The sequence below is a fragment of the Marinococcus tarijensis genome, from assembly GCF_054971385.1.
Genome location: NZ_JBQOJA010000016.1, coordinates 1 through 20520 on the forward strand (window position 1 = coordinate 1; position 20520 = coordinate 20520).

General features: G+C 48.2%; 19 protein-coding genes. 12 read left to right on the forward strand and 7 right to left on the reverse strand.

The annotated features are described in order from the left end of the window. The coding region (locus ACTTK7_RS10240) for a transposase (RefSeq protein ID WP_462867928.1) at positions 1-252 on the forward strand (252 nt) is incomplete at its 5' end. 148 nt (positions 253-400) lie between these two features. Here ACTTK7_RS10240 and istA read toward each other — a convergent pair. The 3 genes from istA to ACTTK7_RS10255 all read right to left on the reverse strand — a co-directional run bounded on the left by istA (position 401) and on the right by ACTTK7_RS10255 (position 2919). Beyond that, complete coding sequence (istA, locus tag ACTTK7_RS10245) at positions 401-1615, reverse strand: IS21 family transposase (RefSeq protein WP_462867930.1); 1215 nt, start codon at positions 1613-1615, stop codon at positions 401-403. 257 nt (positions 1616-1872) lie between these two features. Beyond that, positions 1873-2163, reverse strand: coding sequence for a hypothetical protein (locus tag ACTTK7_RS10250; RefSeq protein WP_462867931.1), 291 nt, complete (start codon positions 2161-2163; stop codon positions 1873-1875). Positions 2164-2289: 126 nt separating this feature from the next. Then, positions 2290-2919, reverse strand: a complete 630-nt coding sequence (locus tag ACTTK7_RS10255) for a bifunctional 2-keto-4-hydroxyglutarate aldolase/2-keto-3-deoxy-6-phosphogluconate aldolase (protein WP_462867932.1) — start codon at positions 2917-2919, stop codon at positions 2290-2292. Between the two features lie 247 nt (positions 2920-3166). Between ACTTK7_RS10255 and ACTTK7_RS10260 the strand changes: the two genes are divergently transcribed. The 7 genes from ACTTK7_RS10260 to ACTTK7_RS10290 are packed head-to-tail and all read left to right on the forward strand — an operon-like array spanning position 3167 to position 9873. Further along, the gene (locus ACTTK7_RS10260; RefSeq protein WP_462867934.1) at positions 3167-5281 is read left to right on the forward strand and encodes a BglG family transcription antiterminator; all 2115 of its coding nucleotides are present in this window, start codon (positions 3167-3169) and stop codon (positions 5279-5281) included. Between the two features lie 16 nt (positions 5282-5297). Continuing rightward, positions 5298-5747, forward strand: coding sequence for a PTS sugar transporter subunit IIA (locus tag ACTTK7_RS10265; RefSeq protein WP_462867936.1), 450 nt, complete (start codon positions 5298-5300; stop codon positions 5745-5747). After that, positions 5744-6013 (forward strand): PTS sugar transporter subunit IIB, encoded by a 270-nt coding sequence (locus ACTTK7_RS10270; protein WP_298785411.1) that lies wholly within the window; start codon positions 5744-5746, stop codon positions 6011-6013. The genes ACTTK7_RS10265 and ACTTK7_RS10270 overlap by 4 nt, the downstream gene beginning before the upstream one ends. A 29-nt stretch (positions 6014-6042) precedes the next feature. Next, on the forward strand, positions 6043-7344 hold the full coding sequence (locus tag ACTTK7_RS10275; RefSeq protein ID WP_462867938.1) for a PTS ascorbate transporter subunit IIC: 1302 nt from the start codon (positions 6043-6045) through the stop codon (positions 7342-7344). 41 nt (positions 7345-7385) lie between these two features. Beyond that, complete coding sequence (locus ACTTK7_RS10280) at positions 7386-8378, forward strand: phosphotriesterase family protein (RefSeq protein ID WP_462867940.1); 993 nt, start codon at positions 7386-7388, stop codon at positions 8376-8378. 17 nt (positions 8379-8395) lie between these two features. Next, complete coding sequence (locus ACTTK7_RS10285) at positions 8396-9148, forward strand: creatininase family protein (protein ID WP_462867941.1); 753 nt, start codon at positions 8396-8398, stop codon at positions 9146-9148. Beyond that, positions 9145-9873: an SIS domain-containing protein gene (locus ACTTK7_RS10290; RefSeq protein ID WP_462867943.1), complete on the forward strand. Its 729-nt coding sequence runs from the start codon at positions 9145-9147 to the stop codon at positions 9871-9873. Before ACTTK7_RS10285 ends, ACTTK7_RS10290 begins: the two co-directional genes overlap by 4 nt. Before the next feature lie 74 nt (positions 9874-9947). Here ACTTK7_RS10290 and ACTTK7_RS10295 read toward each other — a convergent pair whose 3' ends face one another. The 3 genes from ACTTK7_RS10295 to ACTTK7_RS10305 form a co-directional block, all read right to left on the reverse strand. Further along, positions 9948-11078 (reverse strand): DUF418 domain-containing protein, encoded by a 1131-nt coding sequence (locus tag ACTTK7_RS10295; RefSeq protein ID WP_462867945.1) that lies wholly within the window; start codon positions 11076-11078, stop codon positions 9948-9950. Between the two features lie 179 nt (positions 11079-11257). Next, positions 11258-13072, reverse strand: coding sequence for an alkaline phosphatase D family protein (locus ACTTK7_RS10300; protein ID WP_462867947.1), 1815 nt, complete (start codon positions 13070-13072; stop codon positions 11258-11260). Between the two features lie 152 nt (positions 13073-13224). Then, entirely contained in the window at positions 13225-14943 is a 1719-nt protein-coding gene (locus ACTTK7_RS10305; protein ID WP_462867949.1) for a gamma-glutamyltransferase family protein, read from the reverse strand. Between the two features lie 145 nt (positions 14944-15088). On the opposite strand from ACTTK7_RS10305, the gene ACTTK7_RS10310 reads away from it, so the two are divergent. The 4 genes from ACTTK7_RS10310 to ACTTK7_RS10325 are packed head-to-tail and all read left to right on the forward strand — an operon-like array spanning position 15089 to position 19452. Further along, entirely contained in the window at positions 15089-15409 is a 321-nt protein-coding gene (locus ACTTK7_RS10310; protein ID WP_462867951.1) for a hypothetical protein, read from the forward strand. Next, complete coding sequence (locus ACTTK7_RS10315) at positions 15327-16919, forward strand: sodium:solute symporter family protein (protein ID WP_462867953.1); 1593 nt, start codon at positions 15327-15329, stop codon at positions 16917-16919. Before ACTTK7_RS10310 ends, ACTTK7_RS10315 begins: the two co-directional genes overlap by 83 nt. A gap of 22 nt (positions 16920-16941) precedes the next feature. Continuing rightward, positions 16942-18168 carry an allantoate amidohydrolase gene (locus ACTTK7_RS10320; protein ID WP_462867955.1) on the forward strand — a complete coding sequence of 409 codons (1227 nt, stop codon included), beginning with the start codon at positions 16942-16944 and terminating at the stop codon, positions 18166-18168. A gap of 15 nt (positions 18169-18183) precedes the next feature. Beyond that, positions 18184-19452, forward strand: coding sequence for an ArgE/DapE family deacylase (locus ACTTK7_RS10325; protein WP_462867956.1), 1269 nt, complete (start codon positions 18184-18186; stop codon positions 19450-19452). A gap of 127 nt (positions 19453-19579) precedes the next feature. On the opposite strand, the gene ACTTK7_RS10330 is transcribed toward ACTTK7_RS10325, so the two are convergent. After that, positions 19580-20353 carry an MBL fold metallo-hydrolase gene (locus tag ACTTK7_RS10330; RefSeq protein WP_462867958.1) on the reverse strand — a complete coding sequence of 258 codons (774 nt, stop codon included), beginning with the start codon at positions 20351-20353 and terminating at the stop codon, positions 19580-19582. Between the last annotated feature and the right edge of the window lie 167 nt (positions 20354-20520).

The following is a 20520-nucleotide window of genomic DNA, read 5'->3' on the forward strand; positions in this document are numbered from 1 at the left end:
GATCTGTACGCCTTCTACCGGCAGGTGGAAGCGAGCGGATGCCCGGACATGGCCCAGGCTGCCGCCACCGTTCGGCGCTGGCAGACTGAAATCCTGAACAGTTTTACGTTCGATGACCATAATGGCACCGTGGAAGGACTGAATAATCAGACCAAGGTGATCAAACGGAACGCCTTCGGGTTCCAACGGTACGACCGCCTGCGGGCCAAAGTGTTATTGCATCATCAATATAAATGGTCGCTCGCCGGATAACGGAGGGGTCACCCCAACATTAGACATAGAACCTATAAAAATGTCGAATAAGCTATATTATCGGTGGAAGCCTGTTGGGCCATGGCGGACCATCGGTCCGCCGTGACCGGCAGGTTCAAGGTGCGGCACATGGCTTCAAGGCGCTTGTTCATGATTGTTCTCCCAGCGAGAACCGATCATAAAACGTCAACGAACGCGTGTCGACATCGAGCGAAGATAGGGAAGCAGATGGCCGGTGGTCAGCCGGGGCCGTCTGTTTCTTTTTGTTGTGGTCTTCCCATCGGGAAGCCGACGGGCCGAATCGTTGAAACGCAACCGGCGAGCCCTGACAAAACATCGATAGGTCGCCATGAAGCGTTTCTTTAATCAGAATATCGTTGCCCGCATAGGTGGAGGCAAGCATCCATTTCTCTCCCCGGTAGGACAGCGAGCCATCCCAGTGCGATTTTCGGTACGTATGATAACTGGTATCGTACCGTTTCACGGTATGTATCGGCTGCAGCTGTTCGTCGGCCCAGCGTTCCTGAGGGGAGACACCCGTCGTTTGATGGATCTTTCGATTGCCGGTCTGGTCCAGCCATCGTAAAAGCTCTAGATTCGTCTGATCCAGGGAGGTAATCGATCGGCCCTGAAGAAAATGATTCTGCAGGTATTGAATCGACCGCTCCACCTTGCCTTTCGTTTGGGCCCGGTAGGGCCGGCAGGCCTTGGGAATAAATCCGTAATAATCGGCAAAAGCCGCGAATCGTTCATTCCACAACACCCGTCCCTGATCTCTGCCATGGACCACTGTCTTCATGTTGTCGAACAGAAGGCGCTGAGGGACACCGCCAAAATACTCAAATGCTCGAAGGAGCCCTTCCATCACATGTTCCAGGTCCTGTTTGTCGGTTAACCAGGCATACTTCATGCGCGAATACCCCAAGATCACCACGAATAGGGACAGTTTTTGCTGGCTGCCGTCGATCTCCACCAGGCCAATGTCTTTCCAATCCACCTGCATTTGTTCGCCCGGCCGGGTTTCGTACCGCATCGTATACTTTTTCTTGGCGGCAGCCCGGTAGGGCTTCATGTAATCCTTCAGAATGGTAAGACCTCCGTCGTAGCCCTTCATCTCAATCTCTTCGAACAATTTCACCCAATTCCATACCTGATCTTCCAACATGCGCTGGTCCAGATACGGCTTATAGGGATCGAGTTTACTGGCTTTCTGTTTCCGTTTGGATGGTATCGGTGCTGACGGAGCCGTGAGATATTTTCGTACGGTTTTTCGGTCCATGCGAAGCTCGCGGGCAATATCCGAGATCGACATCCCCCGTTCTTTCATTTCCTTGATCATAAAAAATTCCCCTTTCGTTTTCACAAACCACAGCACTCCTTTCTCAGCTATGGTTTGTATTGTACGTGGGGAAATTTATTCCGGCTATAATGGGGAGTTTATCATCGGCTTTAACAACGGTGTTCACTAGTGATGAGCAAATACATTTTGCAATTTGAAACAAAGAGGCTGGAGATGGATCATCATTTTTCTGGATCAGCGCAGGACGGCGATCTTAAATTATATGCTTCGGGCGGACCCCGTCTTGGAAGTTGAAAGATTAACGAAGCAGTTCGGTAATCTCACAGCGCACCATCTATTACGACCTTCAGCAGATTGATGACTGGCTCGAGGAAAATAAGCTGACACGCACCCAGCGGATCTACGGCAAGGGCATCTACCTGGACCCGGAGACGAAGCGGAAGCTGCAGGATGTTACCCACCTCGACAGCGACTGGGACTACCGGTTTGACCAGTGGGAGCGCCTTTACCTGATCGTTCTGCACCTTCTCGTGGCGAAAGCAAACGTGCGGACGAACACGCTGCTTGGCTGGATTAACGTGAGCCTCAGAGTCGCTGAAGCCTAAATACATAACAGCTCAAATAGCAGCCCGCTCTTAATTACAGAGCGGGCTGCTATTTTTTTGTTTTAGTGATCTATTATATATTTACTGCTTTTCTTCAATTAATATATTAAGTATTAACGTAGATACTTAAAGTTACACTTCTCCGGCCAACCGCTGAAATTCAGCCGCGAGCTGGGTAACTTTCTCATAATCACCGGTTTTAGCCGGTCCAGTGATCGACCCGCCGGCACCAATCATGATGGCCCCGGCCTGCAGCCATTCCAGCATGTTATCCAGGTCCACACCGCCGGTTGGCATCAGCTGAAGGTGTGGCAGCGGGCCGCGAAGCGTTTTGATAAAGGAAGGGGCGTACATCTCCCCGGGAAAGAGCTTGACCACCTGGGCGCCGTAGGCGAGTGCTTCGGTCGCTTCCAGGACGGTCATGATACCCGGAAGATAAGGAACCGCATAGCGGTTGCAGAGCTTCGCAACATCTTTATCGAAGGACGGGCTCACAATAAAGGACGCGCCCCGAATAATCGCAAGCCGGGCCGTTTCGCTGTCGAGCACGGTACCGGCACCGACCACGGCATCGGGATACTTTTGCACCAGCGTGCGCAGTACGTCGTCGGCATCCAGCACGGTAAAAGTGACTTCGAGTGTTTTAGAGCCGCCTTTCACGCAGGCATCTGCCGTCTTTATAGCCTGATCCGGGCTGTCGCCCCGGATCACAACCGCCACCTTGTTTTCCATCATTTGATTCAGAATATGAAATACTCTCATCACGCATCTCCTTTAATATTATTAGCAGTACCAATGTTTTCGCTGTAATTCCTGCCATCCGTAGAAAGAAACTTTATCAGCAATAATAAAATAATAAGTAAATACAGAACCCCTTTGCAAGTTTATCTGCGAAACAATTCTTTTCACGAAACTATTGAAAGCATTTGGTCTTAAGCTTAATGAAGAAAAAAGCTAAGATTATTATTAACAACCAACTGAAATGTCGCGACGAAAGGAAGGTTGTCTTATGGCGTTAGATCAAAGGAGTTTGGAAATTTTAAGCAATTTGCTGGAAACGGAGGAGCCATTATCCGTTTCTTACCTGGCAGGGACTTTTCAGGTCTCGGAACGAAGCATTTATCTGGACCTAGATAAAATCAGTCACTGGATGAAGGAAAACCATTTTTCCGGCCTGGGTCATCAAAGATCCAGGGGATACTTTATCGAGCCGTTCATGAAAAGGGCTATTGCAGAAAGTGGAATATTGTATCAGCAGGAATACATTTATTCACGCGAGGAAAGAAAATCGGTTATTTACCTTATTTTAATCAGCAGCATAAAGAATAAATGGATGGTAGCTGATTTTCAGGAGCTGTTCCATGTGAGCCGCAATACGGTTTTAGATGATGTCCGTCTGCTTCGGGAAGAGCTGAAAGCGTGGTCGTTGTCGATATCCTTTGATTTGACGGAGGGCTATCGCATCAAAGGCTTGGAAAAGGATAAACGCCGTAAGATCAGTCATTTGCTGCATTATCATTTTACAGAGGAAGGACGTTTCTCCTTTTCATTCTTCTCCAGGCTCGGGGAATCGATGAATTTTTTGCAATATTCTGCTGTAAAGCATATTGAAACAGTTATTCATCAGATTGAAGAGGCTGCGGGGATAGAATACACCGATGACATTATTGAACAGTTGAGTGTACGTTTTGCTTTCTTCCTGCGTCGTTCTAAGCATGGAAAGCATATACAGCTTGACCCGGCCGAACGGGAAGTGATTGTGAATACGCATCTCTACGAAATATCAAAGCAGCATTTACGTGCGCTTCCGTTATCAGAAGGAACATCGGCCACTGAAGAGATCATCTACTTTACGGCGCATCTTCTGAGTGCACGCACGAACCGTATATCTGAATCGATGTGGGGAGAGCTTGGAAGATCAGAACTGTTGGCAGCGATTTATTCTTTCATTCGAGAATTCGAAAAATTCGCACTCGTGGAAATCGAGGATAAAAGAGGCTTGGCCAACAACCTTTCAATTCACCTGCAGCCGGCCATCTTCCGGATGCGCTACGGCATACAGATGAAGGATAAAGCCCTGGAAAAAGTTAGAGAAAATTTAAATGATGTATATATTTTAACGAAACAATCCAAGCACGTTTTAGAAACCTTCCTCGGTCAGGTGATCCCCGACGAGGAGACAGCTTATCTGGCCATGCATTTTGGAAGCTGGCTGCAGCAGGAAGGTCTGGCACCGGTGAAAAAATGGAAAATGCTGATCGTCTGTCACAGCGGCATCGGTACTTCCAGGCTGCTGGAGAGTCAGCTGCGTGATCTGCTTTCGGATATCGAAATTATAGATACGGTATCACTGCGTCAGTACCATGACATGGATATCAGCGACGTTGACTACATTGTTTCCACAATATCGATCCCGGAGCGGGAAATTCCGGTCATTCATGTACCTATAGTTTTTAGCGAAACGGATAAAGAAATACTGCTTAATCAGATTAACGGACGCTGGAAGCAGAAAAGCTTCAGCCGGGAGCAGCAGATGAAGCAGCTGATGAAAATTATTGGCAGGTATGCAAAGATTCAGGATGCCAAAGGGTTGTCGGGTGAATTACAGGAATGGATGGAGCCCGAATTAGTGAGGGGAGCAAACACAAACAAGCAGACTTCTTCATTAGAGCATGTTTTGCCAGCGGGACATATACGTATGCTTCCTTCAGTAGGTTCATGGCAGGAGGCTGTCGAAGAAGCGTCCGCTCCACTTTTAGAAAATAATATTATCAGCAGAGAGTATGTAACGGCCATGCGACAGAATTTATTAGAGCAGGGGCCCTATGTAGTAATCGCACCCGAAATTGCCATGCCGCATGCAAGTTCAGATGCAGGTGTCCATCAGCTGGGCTTCAGTCTTTTATTACTCGAAAATCCGGTAGACATGATTGGCAAATCAGTAAAACTTCTTATTGTGGTAGCTTCTCCTGATGACTATAGCCATTTAAAGGCATTGGCAGAGCTGAATCAGTTGCTTTATGATGCCGGGAAACGTGAAGCGTTATTACAGGTGAGGGATGAGGAATCACTAATCAATATAGTTCATCCTGTGGGCCAAGACTCGGCCTCTTCCATATATTAATAAATTAGGTGATAGAATGAAATTTTTACCAGAAGAAATGATAAACGTGCAACATCCAGTGTCTTCACCAGAAGAGGCCATTAGGGCAGCTGGGGAGTTGTTGGAAAAGGAAAAAACAATAAGTGCTTCATACAAACAGGCAATGGTGGAGGCCTATATTTCCCAGGGGGCGTATTTTGTGTTGGCGCCTGGCGTTGCTGTACCTCATGCAAGGCCGCAGGACGGTGCGTTAGAGTCCGCTATTTCATTTGTACAGTTGGAGGAACCTATTGTATTTGGCCATTCGACAAATGATCCTGTCACCTTGGTATTTGGGCTAAGTGCAGCATCGAATGAAGAGCATCTTCATATTTTGCAGAAATTAACGATGCTTTTAAATGATCCATTAACGATAGAACATATGAAGGAAGCCAGAAACGTTCAGGAAATTACAAAAATTATTCAAAGGAGCGGGATGAAGAAATGAAAATTTTAACTGTATGTGGTTTAGGACAAGGTACAAGCCTGATTTTGAAAATGAATGTTGAAACCGCTTTAGAACAGAAAAATATTGATGCTGATGTGGAGCACATGGATGTTTCGTCTGCATCCGGCGTGCAGGCAGATTATATTATTACCAATCAGGAATTAGCCCCCAACTTAGAAGGACATAAAGCAAAACTGATAATTGTGCAGAACTATTTTGATCCTAAAGAGATCAGTCAGGCAATTGATGAGCAAATGGAAGTTTAATTAAGAGGTAACGCATAGGGGGATTTAGCATGGAATTTGTGTTTTGGCTAGCAGACAACTTCTTTGGGACACCGGCTATCCTTATTGGATTGATTGTATTAATCGGCTTGCTTCTGCAAAAAAAGAAAGCGAACCAGGTTATCACAGGTACATTTAAAGCAATCATCGGCTTTTTGATCATTACAGCCGGTGCGGGTATTATTACAGGTTCCCTGGAAGTATTCGAGCCGCTGTGGGCAGAAGTTTTTGGCTTGGATTACGCTTCCATCTCCAATTATATGGGACAGGAAACGTTTAACGCGGAGTTTGGAAGTGTGGTTACGCTTTCGATGACGTTTGGCTTTCTGATCAACGTACTGCTCGCACGATTTACACCATTAAAATATATTTATTTAACCGGACATATGATGTTTTGGACCTCGACGATCTTTGCCGGAATCATTGTCCATGCATCTGGTGGAAATGCAAATATGTTCGGTATGGTGGCATTTTTATCTATCGTTCTTGGAATTTACTGGACAGTGCAGCCAGCTATTGTTCAGCCTTTCATGAGGAGGATTATGGGTAATAATGAAGTTGCTTTAGGCCATACAAGCGCTTCTGTCGGATTGTTATCTGCACTGGCTGGAAAGCTTGTCGGTAAGAATTCACAAAATACAGAAGATGTCCAATTGCCAAAAGGACTGGAGTTCTTAAGGGATTCTAACGTTATCACGGCTCTTACGATGGCTCTTTTGTTTGTGACCGGTGCCATTTTAATCAGCTTCCGAAACTCTCCAGGAGCGGAGGAATTGGAAGCCATGGCTGGTGATCAGAGCTTCATCGTTTATGCCTTAATTCAATCGTTTACGTTCGCAGCTGGTATTGCCGTTGTCTTAACGGGAGTCAGAATGTTTATCGGAGAAATCGTACCCGCTTTCCGTGGTATAGCGACCAAAATAGTACCAGGAGCAAAGCCGGCATTAGATAACCCGATTGTATTTCCTTCTGCACCAAACGCAGTAATCGTAGGGTTTATTGGCGCTTTTTTTGGAGCATTGGTTTGGCTGGCGGTACTGGGTAACACCGTGAGTTATATATTTGTTCCAACGATGATCGTTTTATTTTTCCACGGTGCAACAGCAGGGGTGTTTGGAAACATCACTGGAGGCATCAGAGGAGCGTTCATGGGGGGAGTTATCACAGCCACTGTTGTAGCCTGGGGCCAGTTCGTTATGGTACGTATGCTGCTGCCGACTACCGTACCGGACACTGCCATGTGGGCTGCGGATTCTGACATGTTTATTCTCGGTCCAATCATCTATTGGCTCGCCCGATTATTCTTTGGATAGTATTGTTGGTATAGTCTACTAAACAAGAAGGTGAAATATTAATGTCATTTGTACGAACGCTTCATAAAGATATAGATCCAAAAGAAATGAATACCACTTATGCTCATGAGCATATTGTCTGCCGGCCCCCGTATTGGGTGGAAAAGCAGGAAGCAGATTTACTGTTGGATGATAAAGAAAAATCATTATTGGACGTGAAAGATTTCGTAGACCTTGGCGGCAAAACCATTGTTGATGCCACGGCTATAGATTACGGCAGGGACGTTACGGCTGTTGCAGACATTGCGGAGCGTCTTTCCATGCACATTGTAGGCACAGCCGGGTTTAATAAAAGCTTTCTATGGAATGCGGCCATTCCCGGCCATCTCCAGAAGAAGCTGGGCGAATTTAGAACCTACGGAGAATGGATCGAGCATACCTCTATACAGGGGCTGACAAAGCACGTTACAGAAGAGGTGGAACAGGGGCTGGAAGACACCAGCCAACGGGCAGGGCAGGTGAAATTCGGTACCGGCTACAACCGCATTACGCCGCTCGAGGAGAAAACGATCCGTGCAGTAGCACGGGCTCATCATGAAACGGGGGCTCCTGTGCATTCTCATACTGAAGTAGGCACGATGGCTTTGGAGCAAATTGAACTGCTGAAAAAAGAAGACGTTCCTTTGGACAGAGTGAGCTTTGGCCATATGGATCGGAACCCTGATCCTTATTACCATGAGCAGGTAGCGAAAACAGGGGCTTTCCTGAGCTTTGATGGCATTGGAAAAATCAAATATGCACCAGAGAGCACGAGGCTGCATTGTATTTTTAAGCTGGTGGAAAAAGGATATGCTTCTCAAATTCTGATTAGCGGAGACACAGCGAGGAAGTCCTATTACAGACATTACGATTACGGCCCGGGCCTGGCCTATATTTTAGAAAGCTGGGTTCCAAGGTTTATCGATGAAGCAGAGCAGATCGGTTTAGATGGTGAAAATTTAATCCATCAATTTTTCGTCGAGAATCCAGCCAGATGCATGACTTTTCACCGGTAAATAGGAGGAAACCAACGATGGATATTGCATTTGAAAGGTCCACAGAAATAAAAGAAAAAATTAATGAAAATCCGACAGCGGTATTACCGGTAGGTGCAGTAGAAGCCCATGGTGCTCATCTGCCGCTTGGCACTGACAATATTTTGGCTGAACGGCTGGCAAAACGACTGGCTGAGGAGACAAAAAGCTTCCAGCTCCCGCTTTTACCCTATGGGCAGGTATGGAGCCTGAAGCAATTCCCCGGCTCCATTAGTATCTCAAATGATGTGCTCATAAATACGATTGTCTCGATTGGTAAAAGTCTTCACCAGCAGGGGTTTTGTGTTTTTGCAATCGTAAATGGACACCTGGGTAACCAGACGGCCTTAAAAGAAGCAGCAAGACTGTTATACGAACGTTTTCCGGATTTTCGAGTATTTTACTTCTTTTATCCTGGGCTCAATCAGAAGCGGAAAGAAGTAGAGGAATCAGCGGTGCATCACTCCTATTTTCACGCCTGTGAAATTGAAACATCCATGATGAGGTATGTGGCTCCTGAGTACGTTGATATGAGCCGGGCCATTGATGATCCGCCCAATATCCCTGTGGAAGCAGATTTTACACCGACCCCCTGGGAGGTATTTACCGAAACAGCAGTTCTGGGTGAAGCCACAAAAGCAACTGCTGAAAAGGGAGAAATTATCATTGAACACGCTTTGCAGCAAATGAAAATGATGATGGAGCGTGCCAATGAGGAATGCAGGAAAGCAGGAAAGGAGAATAAAAAATGATTGAAACGTATTTTAATCGCATCCATCAACAGCTTGAGCAAGTACAAAAGTCGCAAACCGAACCGATGACTCGGGCGGCTGCACATATGGCTAAGTCACTCCAGCAAGGAGGGATTATTCAATTGTTTGGATGCGGGCATTCACATTTGCTGACTCTTGATGTGTATTACCGTGCAGGAGGAATGGTGCCTGTTCAGCCTATTCTCCACGAGCCATTAATGCTTCATGAAGGTGCTCTGCGTTCATCCGAATTGGAAAGAAAAAATCATTATGCAGAGACATTTATGAAAGAACAAACGATCAAACCAGAAGATACAGTGATCGTCATTTCTACTTCTGGAAGAAACCCTGTTCCGGTAGATGTTGCTTTGGAAGCAAAAAAAGCTGAAGCCACAGTAGTCGTAATTACATCAATCGCCTATTCAAGCAGTCAGCCGTCCCGGCATGAACAGGGATATAGGCTGGCTGATGTGGCTGATGTTGTCATAGACAACGCCGCTCCTCCGGGAGACGCTCTGCTGGAACTGGAGGAGGTGGAGGTGCCGTTTGGTCCCAGCTCTACTGCGGTAGGAGCTACTATTCTTCAAGCTGTGATGGCTCAGACGGTCCAAGAGCTTACCAGCTTAGGCATTGATCCACCTGTATTTCTTAGTGGGAATATTGACGGGGCAGATGAGCGAAACAAACGGTTGATTGAAGCGTATAAGGATCGTATAAAATTATAGCCGAGCGTGTATATGGAAATAGCAAAACCGCCTATTCATTCGAAAAGGCGGTTTTATTGATATTGGAATATTATTCACGACCGCTTACGAATCATCGGCACCCATTTCATATGCGTTCCGATCCGCCATACCCACTCCAGCGGGCCGTAGTAAAAGTATTTCAGCCACAGCGGGCTGGCGAGCAGCTGGGCGGCAAATACAAGCAGGCCGATGAACAGTGCGAACACGTAGCCCGGCGGGTCCCAGAGGCCCATGCCGTTAAAAAACGTCCGTCCGCTCTCGCGGAACAGGCTCACGAAAATGACCGACTGCAGCAGGTAATGGGTAAAGGTCAGTTTTCCCACGGCGGTAAACGGGACAAGAAACAGGGCGATGCTTTTTTGGCTCGTGCCGGTGAGCAGCAGTCCGAGGCCCAGCCCCAGGCTCACCAAAAACGCGTACACGTCGTCAAGATGAGCGACCAGCGGGCTGGCGGCTCCTGCGTACAGAGCGGCTTTTCCTAAAAGTCCGGCAAGGAGAAACACGACGGCGAGTCGCCATTTACGGTTGCGATCGTCCAGGGCTCTTGAAAAAATGCCGCTGCGATAGGCGTACATCCCAAAAAAGAAATAGCCAAAATGATCGATCATCGTCGACCATTCAATCAGCAGGTATTCCACGCCGGTCGGATATGTTTGATTTGTCGGCAGAGCGTCCTTCATCCACTGCTCCGGGTTCATCTGAAAAGAGGTATAGCCGTCCAGCAGGTCGATACCGGTGGAATAGCCGAGCCAGAACAGGAAGGCAAGCTCGAGCAGCCAGTTGGCTGGAAGCCGTAGGCACGTGAGCAGCACGAGTCCCGCAGAGGCATACATAAGTAAAATGTCGCCCGCCCATACAAAGAAGCCGTGCAGACCCCCGACGAAAAACAGGATTACAAGCCGCCGGATGAGGGTCGGATAAGGATTTGTGCCCTTTGTATGCAGCCGGCTGTAAATAAGCACGAGACTGATGCCAAACATCATCGCAAACAGCGGCCGGGCGCTGTCCTCGAATACGATGGCGACGGTTGTTTCAATAGTGGTGCCGAGCCAGGTTGGATTGGCCGGGTTCACCAACGCGAGGCCGAAGATATTAACGATAAATATCGCAAACAAGGCGAAGCCGCGTATTTGATCGAGTATGTCTATGCGCGGGCCTTGAGCGCCGCCCTGGGGAATTGCCATACGAAAACCTACTTTCTGCAAAGGGAACTTGTTCTCGGGTGTTGATCTAGGATGGGGCAAAGAACCCTCATAGAGGATATACGAAACTCAGGCAGAAAATAAAGGGCCGGAAGTCGGACAGGCTTTATTCACTCCGGGTGACCCTGTGTCACCGTCATCCGTAAAGCCGGGCCCTTTTCTTAACCGAAAAGGCTGTTTTTCTCCTTCACGTTAATTGCTACTTCCCCGTTTGGAATCTCACATTGGAGCAGCACGGATTTTGATGCCTGCTTTTCTTCGATGCTGTCCACCGCATAGGCTGTCCAGACTGCCTTGGATTTCGAGAGCTCCAAAAGGGCGTAGCCATGCGAGGTGCTGTCGAATAATTCAATCCAGGGATTTTCAATTTTGATGGCATTCTGCAGCTCTTTAAACAGAAACTCTGTGGGAATAATGCTTTCACTTAACGCGTCCGGCAGAAAGGTGCGAAAGATTTCGAGCGTCGCATTTTGAGGCAGGGGACTCGTATGGTCGAACAGGTTATTCAGGTTTTTCTGCACCATTTCGTTCAGATTGCTCGACGTCACGGACCCAACCATCAGCTCCACACCGTATTTATGGCCATCCCGGCTGTAATCCTCCTGCAGGTAGGAGGATTCAAAGGAATGAAAGTCGCCTGTCAGCGCAATGAAATTCTGAATGCCTTCATTCACCACTGTCTGGGCGATGGCCTGCCGTTCGTGTGCAAATCCGTCCCAGGCATCAAGGTTAATGTACCTGCCCAAAAATTTCAGCTGGGTGAGCTGCACCTGGTTGGCCCAAATGTTCCATAAGCTGTTGGAATTTTTCAATTCACCGAGAAACCAATCCTTCTGCTCCCTGCCGAGCATGGACCGGTCGGGGCTGTGAATGTTATCGCAGCCATCGGTGAAATAACGCTCCAGCTCCTGTTCGCCGCAGGGGTGAGCATCGCGGTAGGCGCGCTCGTCTGTAATGTAGAGCGTGGCAAGGTCACCAATAGTCATCGACCGGTACAGCTTCAGTCCCTCACCGGATGACGATCGGGACGGCACATACACCCTCGAAGGCATGTATTCCAGCCAGGCGCTGTTTGCCGAATGGCGCCGCTTTGGATCGGGCTCCAGGCTGTCATCCGGGGCCACCGCCGGAGCGTAGGCATCGTTTGCAAATTCATGATCGTCCCAGGTGGCCACCATGGCGTGGTTTTCGTGCAGCTTTTGCAGATCGGAGTCTGTACGGTACACGCTGTACAGGTGGCGGTAATCCTCCAGGGTAAAGGCTTTGTCTTCACCGCTTGGAAGGGTGATCTGCCTTGCTTCCATGCCGGTCTGGTACGAAGCGTCCCCGGCGGCTTCATACACATAATCTCCCAGATGCAAAAAGAAATCCATCTGCTCGTCCGCCAGGTGGGCCAGCGCATTGAAATAGCCGCTCGTGTAATCCTGGCAGGACACGTAGCCGATGGTGGCTGCGGGGCAGTCGCTGCCTTCCGGTGGAAGCGTGCGGCATCTGCCGGCTCTGCTCACCAGGCCGCTCGTTGTGATAAAACGGTAATAGTAAGTTTCATCAGAGTGCAGCAGTCCATCCAGATCAATGCGGACGACGTTATCGTGGTCCTTCCATAGCGGAGAAAACCCGCTCAATTCCACGAAAGAAAAATCCAGATAGGTGCTTACCTGAAACATCACAGTCTTTCCCTGATCGATGCCTTGCGGCTTGTTCAGCCACTTGAAGCCTTCTCCGCCGATTTCGGTATCAGAGGCCCCCGCCTCTAACGAAGGATCCACTCTGGTCCAAAGCATCATTCCTGACGACGTGGGGTCGCCGGAAGCGACTGATTGGGGAAATCCTTTCCCCGCCGGCTGAGTTGCGCAATACGCTTTCATTTCTATATCGGATGAACCATCAACTATTTTGAAGGCCGAGCCGGTAAGAAAGCACTCGGGGAAAGGGGGCTTTTTTTCATTGTCCGTGACTGAATCATTAAAATGCAATATGGTGCCTCCTTGATTGTTTCGTTTCTGCTGGCGGTTTGAATTGATGAGATTCGCCTTCCTTTTTATCATTAACAGAAATGATTGGGGTAAAACCTGAGAGCGGTAAAATCAGGCATAAATGAAAGAGCCAAAAGCCCGGCAGGCCTTATTTACTCCGAAGCACTGCTCTGCCAGTCTGCTTCCCGCCTCGGGTCTCTGGCCCCGGACAGCGCCCCGGTCTCCTGATCCAGGGCTAACGCCTGAATCGACCCGAAGTAGAGCGGCGTCGGCTGTTCACGTATATCCTCGTACCCAATCGCAAGCAGCTCCTCACGCTGCTCCGTGTCAGGCGGCTCTTCCATCACCAGATCGTCACCATCCAGATGAAAGCGCGGGGCTTCAACGGCTTCCTCGAGACTCGCATCATTTACCGCCCAGTCGGAAATCACCTGGGCAAGCATAATCGGGATCCGTTCGCCGCCCGGGCTGCCGATGCCAAGCACCGGCCCGTCGTCATTGGCCACAAGCATCGGAGACGACCAGGTCACCGAGCGCCGGCCCGGCTCCGGTTCGTTGACGCTTCCCTCGCCAATATCAAACCGGTCCATCTGGTTGTTCAGAAAATAGCCGTCGGCATATTCCCCGGAGCCCCAGAAGTTGGTGAGCGTATTGGTCATCGATACAAACGTTCCGTCCTCGTCAACAACTGTAATATGGGTCGTGTTGGGGTCTCCCGTGTAGGAGGAGGCTTCCTCCTCGGAGATAAGGCTGTCACCGGAAATTTCCGCAGCCAGCTCCGCGTTACGTGCCGGATCCGTCAGTTCATCCACCGGCACATCGACAAAATTCGGATCGCCGTAGTCCGTTTCAATAAACTGGGAGGCAAGTCTCCAGGACATGGCGGTATCGTGGATAAAGGCCGTGCTCTCCCGTCCGGCTTCCATACTGTTCTTTTCCTCAAGCATCTGCAGCATCTGAATAACGCTAATGCCGGGGAGGGGAGGGGCAGCACCGATGATGTCATATCCTGCGTATGTTCCGACGGACGGGTCGTTCTGGCTCACCTCAAACGCTTCAAGCGAAGCGGTGTCTATGTCTTCGATTTGAGACGCGAGCGACTGCCCGGCCTCTCCTTCATATAAAGTGTCACTTCCGTTGTCACGGATATCGCGCAGGGTGTCGGCGAGTTCCTCCTGTTCTACGGTAGAGCCTGCTTCTAGAGGCTCGCCGTCCGGATAGAAATGACTCAGTTCACTGACAGGGAGCCTGCTTTCTCCCGATTCGAGCTGGTCTGCAAACAGCCCGGAGACCTCCGAGCTGTCAGCGAGCGTCACGGCAGGGTCCAGCAGCTCCTCCCACTCTGCCGTGCCGTGGTCGGTGTGGAATTTGTTCATGCCGGCGGTAAAGCCGGGCACGCCGATGTCAGAGGAGGGGATGCCGCCTTCTGGCACGACTTCACGGTAATCATACGCCTGCGGAGCTTCTCCCTGCTCCTGGATCAACACGGATCCGCCTCCGCCGATCCCGGAAGCAAATGGTTCGACCACCGAGACCGCATAGGCGGCTGCGACAGCGGCATCGGCTGCGTTTCCTCCATTATCAAGCACCTCCATGCCGGCTTCGACCGCCTCCGGGTGCCCGGCGCTCACCCCGTAATCAGTGGCAGGTTCATTGGACGGCCCGGATTCTTCTTCCAAAGCTTCCTCGTTTTCATTGGTCTCGGTTTCCTCCTCCGGGGGCGCGCTTTCATTTTCGCCTTCCTCCTCTGACGAACATCCGCTGATCACTATTACGGACAGAACGGCTGCGGCGGGGACGAAGCGGCGGACGTGACCGAAAGAGGGGGAGGGGACTTTTTTCCGGACGGGTATCACCTTTCTGTTAGCCATGCATCATTCTCCTTTCCCGGTTTTTACTTGATTCTGCTTTGGTTCGGCCACCTCCTGCCATGCAGGAACAAAATAAGTAAAAATAAACCTTGAATCTGGACAGTGACTGTTGATGCTTACAAGGAGTGAAGGGGAGCAGGGAGCGATGGAAGTGAAATATGTATATGGGCAATTGGAGCTTGCAAACACTCCTTTAGTTGAAGTTTTAATATTATTTATAAACGCCACACTAGTAACTGTTGTTTCTTCGATTGTAGTAATCGCTATTTTAAGAAAGCAATATCTTCCTGTGATCAAGGAAATGGAAAAAAAGAAGAGGAAGAGAAAAGCAATAATTCTGAAAAGAAAGAAAATAATAACAGATATTAGCAGGGGGATTACATATGGCGGTAACTATATTTGCAGTCGTTTTATTACTTTATGTGGTCGTTGGGGCCATCGTTTCCCGTTTCGTCAAAAACAGTGATGATTTTTATACGATGGGAGGGAGAGGATCAACGATATTAATTGTCGGCACTCTGGCTGCTACATATCTGAGTGCTGCGACCCTGCTGGGTATTGCCGGGCAATCTTATGCGGAGGGGCCTTTGGTTATCGCTGCACTTGGTTCCTTTGGCGCCTGGATTGGCACCTTACTTGCTGTCGTCTATGTGGGAAGAAGAATGAAAGCCTTAAAGTGTAAGACGATGCCGGACTTTTTTGATAAACGTTTCAACAATAAATGGGTTAGTGTAATTGCTATTATTATTATGATTGTCGGACTTATTGGATATGGTGTGATTCAATTCATTGGAGCAGGACTGGTGCTCAGTGAAGTCACCGGCATCAACTTTCAGGTGCTTATCGTACTTTTTACAGTAGCTTTAATTGCCTTCACTGCATTCGGTGGTATGTACGGGGTGGTAGTAACTGATACCCTCATGTTTTTCACGATGCTCGCCATCTCTGTCATCATTGCTCCGTTAATTATCGGCCAGGCCGGATTTGAGCAAATGAAAGGCCTGTCGGAAACCTTACCGAACTATTGGACTATCGGGGGCACAGAAGAAAGATCTATTGGATGGTCCATTTCTCAATTCCTTGTCTGGATCTTATTCTTTACGTGCATGCCAGCACTGGTGTCCCGGGTATTTCCGGCTAAAAACGATTTTGTTATTTTGAAAGCTGCCATTATCGGCGTATTTTTTGCTCCTTTTATGCAGCTGACAGTCTTTATCGCTGCAGGCGGTATGCAAGTGCTTGAGCCAAATATTACACCTACTGATAACGCGATGATCGTCGGATTTATGGAGTTCACTCCGCCGGCCATTGCTGGTATAGGGCTTGCAGCACTTATGGCTTCTATCATGTCTACGGCTTCTACGCTGTTTGTGCTGGTAGGTTTTGCTTTATCCAGAGACCTCTATGAAAGACTCTTCGAGAAAAAAGTTAACGAAAAGCAGAGTCTTAACGCAGCGAGAATCGGCCAGCTTATTGTAGCAGTAGTCATTTGTGCTATAGCTATTTCCCGGCCTTCAGCAATTTATTGGATTTCTATTTATGCTGGTTCCATTTTTGCTGTAGGCTGGCTGCCAACTATAGTAGCATCCTTCGAATGGAAGAAAATGAACAGTAAGGCTGCATCTATCAGCATGGTGTCAGGAACAGCCTCATTTATAGTATTCGGGGAACTCATAAGAGGCGGTGTAATGACCTTGCCTACCGGCATAGATGAATTAATGCTGGCGCTTTTAGTTTCGATAGTTTCACTTGTTGTTACAGCTTTGTTAACGAAGCCGAACACGCATGAACTAAATTATTATGGGGAAATGAAAAACACGAGTATGGCAAAGCAAACAATCCAGGAGCTGTTAGCACAGCCAGGCGGTCTTCAAAAAATAAAAAAACAGTATAAACAGGTGATTCAAATTTCAGTCCTGTTTACTGTGATATCTGTTGTAGTATGGGGATATTTCTTCATTAAACTTGGTCTGTAGAATCTAAGAGGTGATATAGGAAATGGAGACGCTGAATAAAATTAATGAAGCAAGATTGTTTCGAATGCTGGCCAAAAGTTCAGAAACGGGAGCAATACCCGGAAAAGGACTGCGAAGATTAGCTCTTTCTGCTGAAGATAAAGAGATGAGAAATATATTCAAAGCTTGGTGTGAAGAAGCCGGACTTACGGTAAGGGTTGATGACTTTGGAAATATGTACGGACGACGGGAGGGAAAGAAAGATCTTCCACCAGTGGTCCTTGGATCTCACCTGGATTCCCAACCGGAGGGAGGGCGATTTGATGGCGTGCTTGGAGTTCTGCTTGCCCTCGAAGTAATCCATTCCTTAAATGATAATGGGGCAAACACAGAGAGACCAATCGAAATAGTCAATTTTACTAACGAAGAAGGAGCAAGGTTTGAACCTCCCATGCTCGGATCCGGCGGAATAACAGGTGTGTTTGATCAGGATTATGTTCACAGCCGGCAGGATCATGACGGCTTCAGCTTTTTGGATGAACTAAAGAAGATCGGCTATCACGGCACAAAGGAAAACAGGATAAAGGAGTTTTACTCTTTTGTGGAACTTCATATTGAACAGGGACCGATTCTTGAAGACGAAAACAAACAGATTGGAATCGTAGAAGGCGTACAGGGAATTAGTTGGCTGGAAGCCGCTCTTTCCGGAGAAGCGGATCACGCAGGCCCCACGCCAATGCATTTACGAAAAGATGCGTTAATGGCCGCTGCCGAAATTATGACCCAGTTGGAGTCGAAAGCCATTCAAGCAGGGGTAACAGTTACTGTAGGAAAAATTTCTGTTTCCCCGGACACAGTCAATTGTATTCCAGGTAAAGCTGTTTTCACCATTGACGTCCGGAGTGCTGACGATCAAAAGCGAAGCGAAGCAGTACAGGAAGCAAAAAGCTGTATCCGTGAGGTTTGCCAAAAAAGAGGTGTGAAAATAGATATAGAGGAACTGTGGGACACGGGCAAAACTAATTTTGATAAACACATTACCAACGTCATTGAAAAAAATGCAGAAAATCTCCATTATTCTTCAAAAAGAATGCTGAGCGGCGCCGGTCATGATGCTAAATATGTAAACAATCTCGGGCCGACAGCGATGATCTTTCTTCAGAGTGTTAATGGTAAGAGCCACGTACCATCGGAGCTGACAGAGGATGACGATATTGTAAAGGGCGCCAATGTGTTATATCATACGGTTCTTGAATTAGCTAATGAGTAGTGGGGTGAACAAGAAATGAGTATTAATAGAGAACTAATCGAAGAGAAACTAGAAGAATTATGGGACGAAGAAAAACTATTTTTGCAGACTATCGGAAGCTTCCCCAGCACATTGGGAAATGAAAAAGAAGTACAGGCCTTCATCTATAATTATTTGGAAGAGATGGGGCTTGAAACAGAAGCGGTGAAAGTCGAGCCGGAGCAGCTGAGAAAATACGAAAATTTTGGAGAGCCGGAATGGTCATACGAAAACAGGCCGGTAGTCGCAGGAGTATGGAAAAGTCCAGGGCCGAAGAAAGGTAAAAGCCTGATACTGCAAAGCCATTTGGATGTGGTCAGTGCCGGGCCGAAAGACCAGTGGGACAACGATCCTTATTCTCCTGTTATAAAAGGGAACAATATGTATGGCAGAGGCCTGCTTGATATGAAAGGCGGCTTTGCAGCGATCGTATTTGCGGTTAAAGCCCTGCGTAAGGCAGAAGTGGAGCTTGGAGCAGATCTGCAGATTCATAGCGTCATCGAAGAGGAATGTACTGGGAACGGAGCGCTCGCATTATTGGATAAAGGCTATACGGCGGACGGGGCCTTGATACCTGAACCTACCCATTTACGGCTTATTAATTCCCAGCTGGGTGTCTTGTGGCTGCGTGTAACAGTAAAAGGCGCCGGAGCTCACGTAGAGCGTGCAGAAAGTGCGCAAAATGCGATCATGAAGGCGTCCAGGCTCATGGAGTCACTTATGGAATACCGCGAGCACATTAATAGTCGTCCTAAGCACCAGGACTTTGAAAAGCACCCTCACCCGCTTAACGTAAATGTTGGTGCAGTCAAGGGTGGAGATTGGGCTTCCAGCGTACCCACGGAATGCACGTTTGAAGCGAGAGTGGGATTTTATCCAGGTACTGCGCCGGAAACGGTACAAAAAGAGGTGGAGCAGTGGCTGCTGGATGCAGCCAATGAAGATGAGTGGCTAAAAACAACACCTCCGGAAATTACGTTTTTCGGTTTTGCTGCTCCAGGCTATTCTATTTCAAAAGACGAAGAGATTATGCAGGAAATGGCTGCTTCACATGTTTCTGTTACTAACGAAAAAGTAGAGCATCTTCCTTTTACGGCTACGACGGATTTGCGGGCATTTGGAGAGTTTAATATTCCCGCTACTTGCTACGGGCCGGTTGGTGGCGATATGCACGCCCCGAATGAGTACATCGACCTTGCTAGTTTAAAGACCGTGACACACACGATAGCTGATTTTATCACAAGATGGTGTGAAGAAAATAAGTAGGTAAGGCAGGCTTACTGTTTCAAACCTAAAAATAGGACTGAATAAAATACTATAAAGAAGCCCCTGCATAAATGTAATATGCTCAGGGGCTTCTGTTTTTTAATAATATAGCAGGCATGCATTCACTTTAAAAACGATAAATTTCCCCGTCGTCCGGCACCCAAAGATTTGCTGAGATGCCTTTTTCTTCAGCAAAGGTTTTTAATTCATTTTTCGATAACGTCCAGTGGTTGACCGCTTCCATGTGCACGGTGATAATCTTTGCCCCGGGGGCGGCCTGCTGCAATTCGTACACGTCTTCCTTGCCCATCACGAGCGAACCGCCCTCAGCAAACTGGTTGTCTCCGGCATTGACCACAATAATATCCGGCTGGTGAAGGTTCACCGCTTCCTGGACGCCCTCGTACCAGACGGTGTCACCGGCCACATACAGCGTCTGCTCTGATTCGTGGCGGAACACAACGCCGCAAACCGGTCCGGTCATTTCAAGGATGTCGCCGCGGCCGTGCTCGCCCTTCGTTTTGCTTAAGCTGATCCCTTCGAAGACGGTGTCTTCGTGCAGCACCTCGACGTTCTGAAAGCCCTCGTTCCGGATGGTTTCCGCTTCACCGGCATTCTGGGTAAACAAAGGAATGTCCCTGGACAGCGCTTCCTTTGCGGTCTCGTCCCAGTGATCCGGGTGGGTGTGCGTGACGATCACCGCATCAATGCCTGCAGTGATTTCCTGCAACGAAACCGGCAGCTCGGTGACCGGGTTGTTCCGGTCACCGTCCGGGGCGTGGGGAGCCGGATTCGGCAGTGGCGGATAGGCCCCTTTTTCACCTAAATAAGGGTCAATTAAAAACTTCTTGCCGGCGTATTCGACAATGAGCGTAGCGTTACGGATCTGTTGGATATTCATATGGCAAAACTCCCTTTACTTGAAATTTAATCGCGTCTTATTTATTGTAACCGAAATCCGCCGTGGAAACTTTGTTTCGTCATTCATTGTTAGTTTCCTTTGCTCGTCCGAGTATTAACATTTTTGTAAATATGCAGCCTATTTATATATTTCCGGGGTAATAACAA